Annotated in this window: 14 protein-coding genes; 2 read left to right on the top strand and 12 right to left on the bottom strand. The window is 47.2% G+C overall.

Going from position 1 to position 15,286, the window contains the following annotated elements:
* Positions 1-19: 19 nt before the first annotated feature.
* Entirely contained in the window at positions 20-802 is a 783-nt protein-coding gene (locus H7T88_RS05350; RefSeq protein WP_221787491.1) for an SDR family NAD(P)-dependent oxidoreductase, read from the bottom strand.
* 252 nt (positions 803-1,054) lie between these two features.
* Between H7T88_RS05350 and H7T88_RS05355 the strand changes: the two genes are divergently transcribed.
* Positions 1,055-1,714 (top strand): TetR/AcrR family transcriptional regulator, encoded by a 660-nt coding sequence (locus H7T88_RS05355; protein ID WP_221787493.1) that lies wholly within the window; start codon positions 1,055-1,057, stop codon positions 1,712-1,714.
* 162 nt (positions 1,715-1,876) lie between these two features.
* On the opposite strand, the gene H7T88_RS05360 is transcribed toward H7T88_RS05355, so the two are convergent.
* The 5 genes from H7T88_RS05360 to H7T88_RS05380 all read right to left on the bottom strand — a co-directional run bounded on the left by H7T88_RS05360 (position 1,877) and on the right by H7T88_RS05380 (position 7,039).
* The gene (locus H7T88_RS05360) at positions 1,877-2,938 is read right to left on the bottom strand and encodes an LLM class flavin-dependent oxidoreductase (protein ID WP_090921199.1); all 1,062 of its coding nucleotides are present in this window, start codon (positions 2,936-2,938) and stop codon (positions 1,877-1,879) included.
* 141 nt (positions 2,939-3,079) lie between these two features.
* Positions 3,080-3,898: a class I SAM-dependent methyltransferase gene (locus H7T88_RS05365; protein WP_221787495.1), complete on the bottom strand. Its 819-nt coding sequence runs from the start codon at positions 3,896-3,898 to the stop codon at positions 3,080-3,082.
* Positions 3,899-4,324: 426 nt separating this feature from the next.
* Positions 4,325-5,986 carry a DUF4179 domain-containing protein gene (locus tag H7T88_RS05370; RefSeq protein WP_221787497.1) on the bottom strand — a complete coding sequence of 554 codons (1,662 nt, stop codon included), beginning with the start codon at positions 5,984-5,986 and terminating at the stop codon, positions 4,325-4,327.
* A complete protein-coding gene (locus H7T88_RS05375; RefSeq protein WP_221787499.1) occupies positions 5,943-6,500 on the bottom strand; it encodes an RNA polymerase sigma factor in 558 nt (185 codons plus the stop codon). Before H7T88_RS05375 ends, H7T88_RS05370 begins: the two co-directional genes overlap by 44 nt.
* 197 nt (positions 6,501-6,697) lie before the next feature.
* Positions 6,698-7,039, bottom strand: coding sequence for a zinc ribbon domain-containing protein YjdM (locus H7T88_RS05380; protein ID WP_090921192.1), 342 nt, complete (start codon positions 7,037-7,039; stop codon positions 6,698-6,700).
* Between the two features lie 272 nt (positions 7,040-7,311).
* On the opposite strand from H7T88_RS05380, the gene H7T88_RS05385 reads away from it, so the two are divergent.
* On the top strand, positions 7,312-8,463 hold the full coding sequence (locus H7T88_RS05385) for a VanZ family protein (protein ID WP_221787501.1): 1,152 nt from the start codon (positions 7,312-7,314) through the stop codon (positions 8,461-8,463).
* 182 nt (positions 8,464-8,645) lie between these two features.
* On the opposite strand, the gene H7T88_RS05390 is transcribed toward H7T88_RS05385, so the two are convergent.
* The 6 genes from H7T88_RS05390 to H7T88_RS05415 all read right to left on the bottom strand — a co-directional run bounded on the left by H7T88_RS05390 (position 8,646) and on the right by H7T88_RS05415 (position 15,245).
* Positions 8,646-10,106 (bottom strand): carboxylesterase/lipase family protein, encoded by a 1,461-nt coding sequence (locus tag H7T88_RS05390; RefSeq protein WP_221787503.1) that lies wholly within the window; start codon positions 10,104-10,106, stop codon positions 8,646-8,648.
* A 542-nt stretch (positions 10,107-10,648) separates the two neighbouring features.
* Complete coding sequence (locus tag H7T88_RS05395; RefSeq protein ID WP_221787505.1) at positions 10,649-11,734, bottom strand: metallophosphoesterase family protein; 1,086 nt, start codon at positions 11,732-11,734, stop codon at positions 10,649-10,651.
* Positions 11,734-12,072, bottom strand: coding sequence for a DMT family transporter (locus H7T88_RS05400; protein WP_221787507.1), 339 nt, complete (start codon positions 12,070-12,072; stop codon positions 11,734-11,736). The genes H7T88_RS05395 and H7T88_RS05400 overlap by 1 nt, the downstream gene beginning before the upstream one ends.
* A complete protein-coding gene (locus H7T88_RS05405; RefSeq protein WP_221787508.1) occupies positions 12,069-12,839 on the bottom strand; it encodes an HAD family hydrolase in 771 nt (256 codons plus the stop codon). The genes H7T88_RS05400 and H7T88_RS05405 overlap by 4 nt, the downstream gene beginning before the upstream one ends.
* A gap of 123 nt (positions 12,840-12,962) precedes the next feature.
* Positions 12,963-14,339, bottom strand: a complete 1,377-nt coding sequence (locus tag H7T88_RS05410) for an ABC transporter substrate-binding protein (RefSeq protein ID WP_221787511.1) — start codon at positions 14,337-14,339, stop codon at positions 12,963-12,965.
* Between the two features lie 51 nt (positions 14,340-14,390).
* A complete protein-coding gene (locus tag H7T88_RS05415) occupies positions 14,391-15,245 on the bottom strand; it encodes a carbohydrate ABC transporter permease (RefSeq protein ID WP_221787513.1) in 855 nt (284 codons plus the stop codon).
* Positions 15,246-15,286 lie beyond the last annotated feature (41 nt).

The raw sequence follows: 15,286 nt of genomic DNA on the forward strand, positions 1-15,286 counted from the left end.
GTAGCTTTAACTTGCAATCTTAGAATCGTGGTCTTAACATGCTGCCTACAATTCGCAGCATGGACTTGCGTGGCATGAGGCGGGAGAACTGTGCTGTCCAGTAATTTCGGGCTCCTGGTACTGCATATGGCTTGCCTTTCTCCAGCGCCCTCATGGCCACGGCCACAACATGCTCAGGTGTATCCCGTTTGCCTACAGAAGCTTCACTAGCACCTACCACATCAAAGAACGGCGTCTCGGTTGAACCCGGACATAGTGCCAAAAATTGAACCCCACGCTTCCAATTTTCTTCATATAACGCCTCTGTAAAAGAAAGTACAAATGCCTTTGTCGCCCCGTACACCGCCATAAACGGATCGGGTTGGAAAGCTGCCGTCGAAGCCACGTTAATAACCGTGCCATTCTCCTTCTCTAACATGCTTGGCAAGAAAAGATGCGTCATGTTTGTCAAAGCTAATACGTTCAACATAATCTCATCCTGTTGCCGGGAACCAGGCAATTGTTCAAAGTATCCATGAGTAGCGAATCCAGCGTTATTGATCAGGATATCAATCTGTATTCCCCGTGTCTGGCATTCCTCATGTACCTTCTGTGGCGCGTCTAATTCGGAGAGATCCGATACGATCACTTCTGCCCTTACTTGATATGTACGTTTGATTCGTTCTGCCAATTGTTCCAGCTTAGACTCCGTTCTTGCTACTAGCACAACATGGTTACCCTTCGAAGCCATTTCGAGTGCAAAAACTTCACCTATTCCTGAAGAAGCTCCTGTAATAAGTGCCCATTGATGTTGTTTTATCATTTCTCATCCACCCTTTGCATGAATATGAACACACGTTTTCTATTGGAAACAATGTTTCTATATAGAACCATCGTAACCACTATTCATGATCCTGTCAAATACAATCTGTTTAACTCGACTTCAGAATGTAGTGCTTACTTTCAAGAATCCAATTCAATTGACGTGATCTGGCGTAAAACAGTAGAATGACCATAAGCAAAGGAAGCGTCGCAGTTTCTGTTTAACAACAATACGGTTATGAGGATGAAATCAATGAAGGATACACATTCGGGTTCCGCGGAATCTGCACATACGGTAACAACCTTTCAGGAAGCAAGGCTGCAGCACTCGGATAATCTTCGGCAAAATATTGTGCATGCCGCTGCGGCTTTATTACAAGAGCATGGACCGGAAGCCGTCACGGTACGCCGCGTAGCTGAACGCATGGAATGCTCCACCAAGATCATATATAACCTTTTTGGCAAAAAAGAAGGGTTAGCCAAACATCTCTATTTAGAGGGATGCTCCGTTATGGCCCAGCGTTTTGAAGCTGTTCCCCGGCAAGCATCGTTCGAACAATATTTTCGTGATCTGGCCTACGTCTACTGGGACTTCGGCATTTCTCAATCCAGCTTCTATCAGCTGATGTTTGGAGGTTCTTTTTCCGAATTCAAACCGGACGGAGAGACGTTACAGGGAACAGCCACTGCACTGAAGCAGGTGTCTGGGTTAGTTGAATTATCCATTGAACAAGGAATGATTCAGGTGCAAGATCCCCTGCTTGCGGTGCGCATGATCTGGGCTCCCTTACATGGTGTGATACATCTGTACCTGGGAGGACATATTGAAAACGAAGAAGCTGCCAAAACCCTCTATGATCATACGTTATCGATGGTTATAGGCTCTCTTGTGAACAAATCTGCGAATGGATAAACACAAGATTGGTGCATGTAGAAACGGTTAAAGATAAACGTAAAAGAAGCCTGTCCGCTCGCGTACGTAATACGCTTAGGACAGGCTCCTTTTTCTTTTGCTACTCTACTTCGGTGTACATGAATAGATCAATTCAGATCATTTTTATCATCTACAGCCGGCTTAGCGTGCTTCCTGATTCTCCGCTTCCCAGCGTGCAATTTCCTCACGAACTTTCGGCGCTACTTCTTTGCCCAGTAGTTCGATCGCGTGCATAACCTCATCATGCGGCTGTGTACCCAGTGGTGTATGCAACATGAAACGGGTGATGCCCACTTCTTTGCGCAGATAGATGATTTTCTCAGCGACGGTGTCCACATCCCCTACGTACAATGCACCTTCCAGGCTACGTGCCGCATCAAATGTTTCTCTGCCATAATGTCCCCATCCGCGTTCGCGTCCCAGCTGGTTCATTACCGCTTGCGCAGGGCGGAAAAACTTCTCTACCGCATCATCGGTTGTATCGGCAACAAAGCCGTGAGAGTGGGAAGCAACGGTTAACTTGGAAGCGTCGTGTCCGGCATGTGCGGCTGCTTTTTTGTACAGCTCCACCAGAGGTGCGAATTGTTTTGGACGACCACCGATAATGGCAAGCACCAGCGGCAATCCGAGCAGACCTGCACGGACAACCGATTCCTGATTACCGCCGCTGCCAATCCAGACCGGAAGCTTCTCCTGCACTGGACGCGGATAGATGCCCAGGTTGTTGAAGGAAGGGCGATGTTTGCCTGACCAGGTTACTTTTTCCGACTCCGTCAGTTTCAGAAGCAGATCCAATTTCTCGTCGAACAATTCATCATAGTCGCCCAGATCATAGCCGAACAATGGGAAGGACTCGATGAATGAGCCACGCCCTGCCATAATCTCCGCACGTCCATTTGAAATACCGTCCAATGTCGCAAAGTCCTGAAACACACGTACTGGATCATCCGATGACAACACGGTTACCGCACTGGTCAAGCGAATGTTTTTCGTCTGCGAAGCTGCCGCCGCAAGAATGACTGCCGGGGATGAAGCCGCATAGTCCGAACGATGATGCTCCCCTACACCGTACACATCCAGACCCACTTGATCTGCCAAAACGATTTCTTCCACAACATCACGAATACGCTGTGCATGGCTAATTACTTCTCCTGTATTAACATCCGGGTTTGTTTCCACGAATGTACTAATTCCGATTTCCATGATATGTTCCTCCCTGTGTATGAAGCGATCCGTCGTTCATCTAACCTATTGTAAGTAGATCACCTTTTGTTATATACCTTTATATTGGACTATTTTGAGCAAAAATACAAGTACCCTCTGTTTCCAGAGGGTACTTTTCTTCTACAACTTCCTTCCGACATACAGCAGATGAGACGAGATTCCCAGAATGGAAGGATCTTTGGCCACCTCAATCAAGTATTGAAGCAGTTCTTGCTCCTCGCCCCGTTCCTTCCAATAGTGCTCCTGTTCATCCGTGATCATTGCTTTAAGGCTGGAGGAACCAACCAGCTGAACAGTCTCGAAGCTGTGCTGTTCCATGAACGGCACAACATCCTGCACATGAAAATAGTATGCTCCCGTAAAACGGCCCTGATCCTGATGATCAAATGTGCCTTTTTCTACAAAAGACCGGATCGCATCCATGCTGTCATTGGGCCTCCAATGATGCGGCGATTGCAGTGAGTTGATACTCATCCGCATCCGGGTCTGTACCGCCACAAATACAACGCCTCCCGGCTTTGTTACCCGATAAAGTTCACGCACTGCCGCCTCCCGCGCTTCTTCCTGTTGCAGATGATACAGCGGCCCCAGCATAAGCACCGCATCATAGGTTTCATCGGCAATCCCGTTCAGATGAGTCGCATCCAATACATGAAATCCCTCAAACTGCTGCGTCAGCCCAAACGCTTCGGCCTTTTCTCGTGCTTGTTCTACGGATGAAGGTGTAAGATCCGATAACGTAACCTGGTATCCCCGTTTGGCGAGTTCCATCGCATATTTCCCCGGCCCTGCACCGTTATCCAGAATCAGACCGCTTGGCGGAAGATGTTCGCGAATATAATGCATGTTAATGATGAATTCGATGGGTTCACGCTCCAGCCTGCCCCACTCATCAAATCCGGAATAATATTGAATAATGCGCTCTCGATCTCTATCCATCTCTTGTGCACCTGCCCTTTTCTCTGGAATTAAGCTTGACAGAACATCAAAAAGACCTGCCGCCTCAGCTAAGAGGCGACAGGTCTGACCTTCGCGGTACCACTCTTTTTGTTCATAGACAGGATTATAACAACCTATCCTTCCATAACATCTCATGACCTGATGACGGAGGTTACCCGTCAGAATCTACGTAAAACTCATTCGATCCTGCCTCTCACAGGTGAGTTGGGGACTGGCTGGACTGTCTCTCACCGAATTGACAGTTCTCTGAACCACGCCATATACCTTAATACTCCTGATCATTGCGTTTGCTTATTTAATTTCTCCAAGTATAGATCTCCTAAATATTTACTGTCAACTCTAAATTGGGATGTACCACCATGCTTCTCTCACCTATAGAATACATGTCTAATTATAACAATCCTTCTACTTTTGCTTCTTTTCCACTAATGGTACAGCTATTTTAGCTTCCGGTTCTTCTATACTGTACATCCATGGATATACAACGGCCGTATCCGATGTATACTTCTCATACCGATCAATGCCCTGATTATCTCCGTCGCCTGCAAACTGGGTCTTGGTCGGCATACCATAGCTTCGTTCACCCTTTAAGAGCATAAAGGTCTGATTCATCCCCCCGAAATGGGGATCATCACTATACCTCTCCACGTACAAATCCCCGTCCTTAAGGTAATATGTCCAATGGATTGTATAACCGCCAAGCTTTGAATCCACAACTTGTGGCTTCTCACCAATTACAGGTAAAGTAACCGGCTCGAACTCACCCTCAATATATTGGACTTGATGATGGGCATACAGAGTCATTGGGGTATCCGGATTGATCTTCAGACCTGGGTTTACTTCAAAGCGCAATTCCATTTGGTTTGAAGTATCTGACGGCCATACGGCACCTTCCAACCGGGTACCATTCACATCCAGATCATATTTCAAATAGGGCAGTTGCAAGATGGATCGATCCTGAGCAAGAATCACCCGGATTTGTGTCGGCGTAATGATGGTCTCCTTCACGAGTACCCCTTCCGATTGCTGGCCCAGAGGGAGATCCAACACTCTTTTGCTCGTGCCGCTAAGCATCTCCGTTTTATCTAATCGTATACCGATATTCAGGGGCTGATCCATTCTACCTTCTTCTTTATGATACGCGAGTACATAAGATGAGGCTTGTTGCTCTAACGTGTCCAGGTTATAGAACTGTTCTGATATATATTCACCATGCGCTCCTGGCTTACCGCTTATACTCGGTGCAACCGAATCTAATGTCTGTCCTTTCTGATCATAAATCTTTAAAAAAGGATAAGCATACTCACGGACATCAGATTGGTCAAAAGTTAACGATGTAGACAGCATCACTTGATTATTTTTCTCGTTGAATACACTCACTGCAAGTTTACCCAAGCCGTCTTTATGGATATCAAACCCTTGTGACTGCCGCTGGGAAAGATCCAGGTTAATTGCCTGTTCTTCGGGAGCCAATACCTGGACTCCACTTACTGTGAAATCAACATTGGCCTCTTTTGCTGACGGTGTCCACTCCGTTTCAAAATAACCTTTGTATACTCCGTTCGCCTGATCAAAATCATGATAATACCTGCCTTCGATTTGCTTCCCCGTCTCATCCCTAAGGCCGATCGAAGGGAATCTTACCGTATCCCCTTTGTACTTACCGGGGTTCAAGGTATACAAAATAACGGTACGATTATCATCAGTAAAGGCAGTATCGAGTGTTAATGTTACCCCGCCGACTGTCACCGATTGATTCAGTTTCTGTCCAAGTCCATTTTGCAGCGCATTCCGGATACCACTCCGGTGATCCAACAGGTCAAACCAGTCATAGTGGACTGCTGCATATACAGGTGTCGCCATAAGAACAACGGCAGCTGTTCCGATCAGTGTGGTTTTTTTCCATCTCAGGTTCCGACGTACATTTTCTTTCCTCGCTGAAGCATGAAGCTCAGGGCAACGTTCTTGATCCTTTTGGATCTGATCCCACATGGCATTAAAATCGGGATAATGGATATCCGCATCATTTTTCAGATGATGAGACAATCTTTTTTCTGTATGTTTCACTGTACACTTCCCCTTTCTGATATTGTTTGCTGGCCTTCTCCCATTTTTTCCTCAGCAGACGAATTCCCTTATATATTCTTGATTTCACCGTACCCAGCGGAACTTCCAGCGTTTCGGCCGTTTCCGATAAACTGAATTCGTTCATATAGCGTAGCAGAATGGCTGAACGTATTTTCTCAGGCAACTCCTGAACCCATTGTTCCCAGAGATCCGATTCCTCCGCATGCTGAGCCACCTCGTCAACCGGATCAACCGTTCGTTGCGGCGTGAGCATAAAAAGCCTTTTTTCCCGTTGCTTGGATGCATGCTCTCTTTTCATAAAATTAAGGCAGTGATTCACTGTGATTTTCATCAGCCATGTTTTCATGTAATCTACCTTCCTCCAATCCTGACGGAAGACGGTAATAAAAACGTCGTGGCATACATCTTCCGCATTCTGCGCATGATGGAGCATGTAGTAACACGTCCGGTACACATCTTTGTTGTACATTTCGAACAGTTCTTTTTCAGTCAAACAATTCTCCTCCTTTCTCTGCATCAGCCTTTTCAAATCTATAGACAAAGCCGTTCATTCAAAGGTTCATTCTTCTTCTCTCTTCACAGCCAAAAAAGAACGTTCACTTCCACAGCAATGCAGAAATGAACGTTCTTCATGGATGAAGACAAGTATATTTGAACTCACGTACAGTGCAGTCCCTGAACGACAGCAGCCTAGATCTTTTTCACAAATTCGGACTTCAACTTCATCGCGCCCAAGCTATCGATCTTGCAATCAATATCGTGATCTCCATCGATCAGACGAATATTCTTCACTTTGGTTCCTTGTTTCACGACGAGTGAGCTGCCTTTCACCTTGAGGTCTTTGATGACCGTAACGGTATCCCCATCATTCAGTACATTTCCATTGGCATCACGCACAACTTTGGATTCCTCAGCGTCCCCTTGATCTGCTTCCAAAGACCATTCATGCGCACATTCCGGGCAAACGAGCAAATTTCCGTCCTCGTACGTATATTCCGAATTACATTTCGGACAATTAGGCAAAGTAGACATATGTATTAAACTCTCCATTCTAAAATTGGCTTACATGCAAGTATACGGGATTTGGGCCGTTTGTTCCATACGATGGATCACTGCAACACGGTTTAACTTATATGGAAGGTTCCACCTACACCGAATTTAAACCAAATTTAAACTTGATTCTACCCTTGCTTTAAGGAAATCCGCTTAATATATAAGTATCCAAACAGTGTAACGAAATCATTTTATAAACCTTACGGACATTGTCCTCTGCTTATATTTCCATGCCAAAGGAGTTTCTGCTTATGTCATCCTATGTTTTCCCCATTCAGACCGCGTTTATCATCTTTGTTATAGCCTCCATGTTCCTGCTGCTACCTTGGTTAATCTATGGTTATCGCAAAGACGGCTTCTTTAGCTGGTCCCGGTTTGCCGTCAGCTTTTCTTTTATTTTCTTCCTCATGGCTGCTTACTGCCTTGTGATCCTGCCGCTTCCCGCGACTCGAAATAACTGTGCTGGCCACGCAGCGAATGCGGTTTATTACAACCTTCAACCCTTTATGTTCGTGAAAGACATTATGAGGGAAACACCGATCATCTGGTCTCAACCCTCTACGTGGATCAACATGATTAAGGGCCGAGCTTTCCTGCAAGTGCTGTTCAATGTATTACTGCTCATGCCACTGGGGGTATATATCCGGTATTTCTGGCAAAAGAGGGCGTTCTGGAAACATGCCTTCGTCGCTGGTTTCGGGCTTTCCTTATTTTTCGAAGTCACCCAACTCACCGGGTTATACGGATATTTCAGTTGTCCTTACCGGCTGTTCGATGTGGATGATCTGATGCTGAACACCTCCGGTGCAGTGATTGGATTCTTCGCAGCCCCGCTGGTGTTGGCTTTGTTCCCGTCACGTGAGAGTATTCAAGCCAAGAGTGAGCAAATCGTGGAGCAAAACCGCGTCTATCCTGTGCCACAGTTACTTGCACTACTGATCGATGGTATTGTGGTGGTGATTATCGCCAATCTCATGTCAATCTTCACCTTGTCCAACGATATCCAGGATGTACTAAATACGTCCACGGCGATGGTTATTGTTCTGTTCTTTATCCCATGGGTTCAAAGCGGAGTTACACCAGGCTCTGCCGTTCTCCGGTTCCGATATGTCGATCGTCAAACGGGTACTCCGACGCTTTCAACACTATTGAAACGATTGATTGCTATCTATGCTCCGTGGCTTCTGTTAACGGTTATTCACCTGGTAAGTAAATATGCATACCCTAACTATCGAGATGATGTCATTCAGCCTTATCTCGTCTGGATTTCGCTCGGTATCAGCATGGTGTACTTTCTCGTGTATATCATCCTGTTTATCCATGTGTTGGTCGTGATATTCTCGGGTGGAAAACGTTCCTTCTACTTCGACGAAGTCTCCCGTACGCGAGCCTCGCGTAAATAATAAATCAAGTGTACTCTCTCTTACAGGGACGATCACATAGGCAAAAAAGCGGCCTTTCATGGTGAATCCATGAGGCCGCCTTTGAATTTTCGGATACCGAATCTGATATCGAAATTAATACTGAAATCTGTAAAGTTGTTGAACTCTCTGCATAACATCAGACTTGTGAAATGAAGGATGCCTTACTTAACCCCAAGCAGTTCGCGTTTGGAAGCCTCCGGGTCATGTACAACCTCGATCTCATGGTTGAAAATGAGTGTCGCCCGATCCTCACGATATTCAGGCCATTCGATTCCTGCTGTCTCCGGCTTGCCGTTTTTCGCGAAGGAAATCCAGGCATCCTGTACCTTGAGAGCAAGCATTTTAGCCGCTTCATCCGGCACAGCCTTCATGAATTTCAGCGCATCCAGCGTGTTAAATACAAAGAACATCTCAATGCTGTGGATCGCTCTTTTCAGAAGGGGATGCTCCGGCATCACCCAGTCAAAACGGTACATCCACACCGGGGCATGCTTCTGCTGTGCAGATGCATACTGTAGTGCTGACCGCCAGAAGAACATATCCGTCATGACTTGAGCTTGTCCATCCGCTGTCTTCGGATAACTATCCGCGATAGCAGCGCGATTCTCCAGATCCGGCGTCATGAAGTCGACACCCTGCACCATATCAATTTCGTTCGAGAATGGTACATCCGGCTGAATAAATAACGATCCCTCATGCAGTGTTGTGCCGATAAGTACAGAGACATCCTGTGCGAAACCCTCACTAACAGCCTGAAGTGGTATTTGAGGCAAAGTCTCACCATCGAGCACAGGTTGGAACAACAAGGCCATGCCTGCTCCGCTCTGCTGCTTCACCGTTTCTGCTGCCGCCATAATCTGCTCTACCGGAATGCTGTTCAGCTTAGCTAGGTTGTCTCGGTCCACACCAAGAACCTTCAACATGCCCTCACGCAAAGCCGAAGCTTGCTCAGACGGCATGAGCTGCGAAGCACCACTCTCCATGATGGCACGTTGGAACAGCCCTTTGGCTGCTGGCATCGCCATTAATGCGGCAATACTCATACTACCTGCTGATTCGCCGAACACCGTAACCTGACCCGGATCACCGCCGAAGGCAGTAATGTTATCTTTCACCCATTGCAGCGCAGCTACCTGATCCAGCAGGCCTGCATTGGATACATAGGAATCACCCAGCGGAGCCATATGCAGGAATCCTAGCGGCCCCAGACGATAGTTAATCGTCACCACGATAACATCGCCACGAACGGCTAGTTGTGTGCCATCGTATACAGGCAGACTGCCTGATCCGGTTACGAACGATCCCCCGTGAATCCAGACCATAACGGGAAGAGGCTGACTGTTTTCTTTTTCGGGTGCCCAGATGTTCAGATACAGACTATCTTCTGACTCTGGCGGCTTCTGCCCGCCCATCCACTCTGAATCCCGACGCGGTTGTATATTCTCAGGCCCGAATTCGGTCGCCTGTCTGATTCCTTCCCATGACTCGGGCTGTACCGGAGCTCGGAAACGCAGCTCTCCTACTGGCGGCTTCGCATACGGAATCCCCTTCCATACACTTGCACCGTGTAAAAGCTCGCCTTGAACCGTACCATATTTCGTTTGAACCTGAAGTTCTCGCATTCCGCTTCTACATCCTCTCCGTGATTAAATACATTCATTGGTAACCATGATTAGAGCTTAATGAGGGCTAACCATGTGTATATATTTGAGTATAAATCTTCGGCATACCCATTTACAACTTTGCCCAGATGAATACATTGGGTCATGCCCTCTTTTGAGTTGGATTAAGAAATTCGATCTAAAAATTCTCCGAATGTATATCCCGTACTATAAAATTTTTCAGCAAGAGCAACTATGCTTTTGAGTAGAAAATTAAAAGTATTAAAAATAATAATGCCTAACACAGATATAATCACAGGTAACATCCATTTTCTATATAAATTCCAGTTCGTATGCCTCAAGGTAAGCCATCCCCTTACCAAAACAGTTATTTCATTCCCCAAAAAGGATATGTTAATAATACCTTGTATATCCCAAAAAATACAATATTTAATATTGATGAAATTGCAGTGAAAATTGAGACAAAAACAGAGTCATGTATATACACAACTCTGCTTCAATTACGATTATATCAATCGTCCTCTTTTCACAAAAAATGATGATTAACGCTCCACTACTGGATATCGCACTGTATAGTCAGCGCCTTCAACCCATTTCCCGGCAGTGAAGTCCCGCCCTTTCACAACGACTCGATCCTTGTAAATCTCTACATGCAACCCTTCGCTACCTTCCAAATGTTCATCCTCATCCGTCCATAGATAGGCAACAGAGGAGGCATTAAACATGGTTGGCATGTGGCCTGCACCATCATACATCGTATGCGGTGCTTTCAGCTGCCAATGCGTATGCCCGGAAAACAGAATCGCTTGTGGGTACTTGGCAAGCACGGCTTTCAATTCAGCATCCTGATTCACGCCATACCAGCCTTGTGCCTGAAGCGATCCCGCAACGGTGTCCATTAACGGCTGATGGATAAAGATAAAAATGGGATGATCTGGCATAGCCTGTTCACCCAGCTTCGCATCCAGCCATTCCAGTTGTTTAGACGACATCTCACAGTCCTTAGGATGCGGCTGCTCCGTACCGAGAAAGATGTAATGATATCCATCGATCCAATGATCGTGGTACGTTCCCTTCATTCCTGTCGCCACTTCAAAATCAATCAAACGCCGATGCCATAATCCCGCGACGGTAATGGTTTCGGCTCTAGCGGATATGTCTGCGTGAATTTCCCCTTCATGTGCGGTCTGCCCTGGTAGCACGAATTGGTTGCCAGCCAGTTGCTGAATCAGCGCCGCTGACTCCTCCGCAGTCTGTTTCACCGGATGCTCTAACTCCGCATCTCGCTCCAGGATCTCCGCTACCTGACCTTCATTCATCTCAAGCAAAACCAGGGGAGGCTTCTGCCAGATGACTGCACCAATATCATGATTACCCACCGTGAAACGTATCTCCGGCAACTTCTCCGCATTTTGCTCCCAGATTCGCTGCCATTCCCGATACTCGCTCGGCAACCCGCGGTCGGTTACATCACCCACATGCATAATGCCACTGCTTCCATCGCTAAACGAAGCTATATCTGCAAGCGCCTGCTCCAGATGCCGGTTATGAATATGATCTGCCTCGTCCCGTACATGTGTATCCGTGATCACCTGGAAGGTAGCCAGTGGCTGCTCAGTAGTACTCATTACGAATCACTCCATTTCAGTCCAATAATGCCTATCAAAATAAAACCGATCCATACCATCGACGTCAGCCGCAGTCGTTCACCAAAGAAATAATGCCCCACCACGCCAATCATCGTGATCCCCACGCCTGACCAGATCGCATAGACCACAGCCAGCGGCATATACTTAACGGCATAATTCAGAAAGGTGAAGCTTGCGGCGTAACACACAAACATCATCACGGAAGGCCACAATCTGGAGAAACCATCCGACACTTTAAGTAATATCGTGGCACTCAGTTCCAGAGCAATGGCAAGTGCCAGCAACACCCAGCCCAGATAAGTCTGACTACTCGTCATCGGCCTAACCCACCGGAGAGTAATTCATGGAACGTCTGGATTGTGCGATCCGCCAGTTGTATTTTCCCAGACTCACCAATGCCAATCTTGTAGCCTGCTCCAGCAGCTCTTGCCATCTCCATATCCCCGTCCGTGTCCCCAATCACCATGACCTGCTGCGCCTGTACACCGAGTCGCTCACAAGCAAGTAGCAACATGTCAGGAAACGGTTTACCGCGGTCCACCAGATCTGTGCCAATGACGATGTCAAAGTAATCCTCCAGCCCCATCCATTGCAGATGTTTGACTGCATTTGCCGTTTCATCGGCTGTCACTACGCCCATTTTCAACCCCTGATTCCGTGACTGCTCCAAAAACTCTCTTACACCGGGCAGCGGATGCGCCGGACGATGTACCTCCATCGCTTCCTCGGCCTGTGCGAGGCATGCTCTTACGATCATTTTGGCTTCTGCCCAGCTTAGTCCTGCACGATATCCATGCCACGTCAGCACGGCATATACTTCATCCATCGTACCCATGGCGAGCGGACCCCGGACATCATAACCGTTCATCCGTCCCTGTTCATCGTGAAACGTGCCCCAGATCTTTGGAAGATCGGCTTCATCCATCTCTAGACCACGAATAAGCAGTTGTTCTCTGAAATCATTCAACACACAACCTGTCCAGAACCCCCACATGCCTGTAAAATCAAGCAACGTCCCATCCTTATCAAACAGAATGGCTTCAACCTGCATCTGTGTTCTATCGTCTACTCTATTCTCTTGCATGGACTAACTCCTTGTCTGTGATCGTAATGAATGGAAAGGGCGGTACGTGGTGTACCGCCCTTTTTGCTTAGGCACTAAAGCTTATACATGAGAGAGGATGCAAACTTCATGTATTACAATGAATTATTTTGCAATGCGATCCAGTTCTTTCTGTGCTTTTTCTTTAGCTTCCTTTAACGCCTGCTCTGCAGGAACATTGTTGATCTGTACTTTATCCGCCGCTTCTTTCAGGGCATCGTTAATTTTGCCGCCCGTTGGATCACGGAATGGAGCTGAAGCATGTGCTGCCTGTTGCAATGGTACCGTAATCTGTGGATGCTCTTCACTAAACTTCTTGAAGTCTGGGTCTTGCTGTGCAGATTGGCGTACCGCAATGTAACCTGTGTTCATCGACCATGAAGCGGTGTTCTCGGTTTTGGAGAAATACGTCAGCCATTTATACGCTGCCTGTTGTTGCTCTGGACTAGCTGCTGCCGGAATACCTGCAAGAATTGCACTCGCTACAGGTTTACCTTCGCCAATGCCTTCCCAGCCTGGCTGTTGCATGGCCGCAACGATTTTAAAATCCAGATCGCCTTGGTCACCACTTGAACCGGTGTATCCAGCCGCTTTATTTTTCATCACATCGTCAATGGTCTTGTACCAATACTCCCAGCCTTGACCGCCATATTGAATGCCCATGATTTTGTCTTCGTTGATCCATTTACGGAACAGTTCCCATGTCTCGATCCATTCAGGGGAGTCGATCATCACCGTTTTACCGTCATCACTCAGAATTTTGCCGCCTTTGCCCATAACAGCATCGATCATGTTATCTCTGCCCCACATTGGCTCCCAGCCGTAGAAAGTGGTTTTGCCATTTTCTTTCTTGGACATCTTCGCGGCAGCCTCGGCAAATTTCTCCCATGTCGTCAGGCTTGCCGGGTTAATTCCGTTCTCTTTGAACGTATCCATACGGTAGTACATAATTTGCGTCGTGCCATACATCGGTAAAAAGAACTGCTTGCCATCTACATTCCCTTGTTCCAGGAACGTTTGAATAAAATCGTCTTTTTTGAAGTTCGGGTCAGCCGCGATCATCTCATCCATAGGTGCATAATAACCTTTGCGGGCCCAGTCAATATTGGCACTCAGAACGGCAGCAGGCACTTTCTTGGACGCAATGGCCGCTTGAAGTTTCTGCTCAGTCTCCGTGTAATCAGCTTGTACAATCCCTTTTACAACCACTTCATTCTGCGAAGCGTTGAAAGCATCAATTTTCTTCTTCATATTGTCGCCCAGGTTACCGCCCAGGCCATACCAGAACTCAATCTCCACCGGCGCTTTGGCCTGAGTGTCCGTGCCGCCGCTAGCAGCCGCTGTTGAATTCGATTCTGCCGGGGCTTGTGTTCCACAAGCAGTTATTAAAGCGAAGCTTGCGGCGAGTACCAGCGACATGCCACCTTTCCAGCTCAGGTTCAGTTTCTTTTTCAAAGTCATGCCTGACTTGCTCCAATTCATTGTTGTTCCTCCTGTTTTTGGGTGACTTTATTAGACAAAAGGTGAAGCATATCAATTCTTGTTTACGCCAGCCGTCATGTTCACACTCTGCATAATCGTTTTCTGGGTGAACACGAAAAGAATAAGTAAAGGTGCGATGGTAAACGCACTTGCAGCCATAATCTGCGGCCAAGCCAGTCCATAGGCACCGCCTTCCACGAAGAAACTTCGCAGCCCGGCAGATACCAGCTGTAGGTCAGGATTTTTGGTGATAAGCATTGGCCAGAAATAGTTGTTGTACTGTTCGATGAATGTAATCAGCACCATCACGGCGAAGCTGGAGCGAACGAGCGGTGCAATAATCGTCCAGAGAATGCGGAAGTGTGATGCCCCGTCCAGCTGTCCGGCTTCTACGAGTTCATGAGACACCTGCATAAAGGCCTGACGAATCAGGAAAATGGAGAACACACTGACACAGTTGGATACGATCAGGCCCGTGTAGGAATCCAGTAGATTCAGCTCACTTAACACCAAGTAACCTGGCAGATATACGGCTGTGCTCGGGATCATGTAACCCACCAGAATGATGGCGGTCAACGTTCCTTTGAGGCGGAATCTCATATGAGTCAGGGCATATGCCATCATGCTGGAGTTCACAATCTGGAGCAGACAGATCGCTATGGCGACCCCGGTGCTGTTCAGCATGTACCGTGCAAACGGTGCGGCGTTCCAGGCATCCACGTAGTTCTGCCACAGAAATGTCTCCGGCCAGAAGGTCGGCGGGAACTGCCAGATTTCATCATTTGTTTTGAATCCGCTAATGACCATCCAATAGAACGGAAAGGCAGTGGCAAGTGCAATAATAGCTAGCACCAGATAGCGAAGGATGGCACTGATTTTTACTTTTTTACGGGATGCCTTATGCATCTCTCTGGGCTTCATTTGGCTAGTGTTACTTTTGGGCATGG

Source organism: Paenibacillus cucumis (ex Kampfer et al. 2016) (assembly GCF_019748695.1).
In the GTDB taxonomy this organism is placed as follows: Bacteria; Bacillota; Bacilli; order Paenibacillales; family Paenibacillaceae; genus Paenibacillus; species Paenibacillus polysaccharolyticus.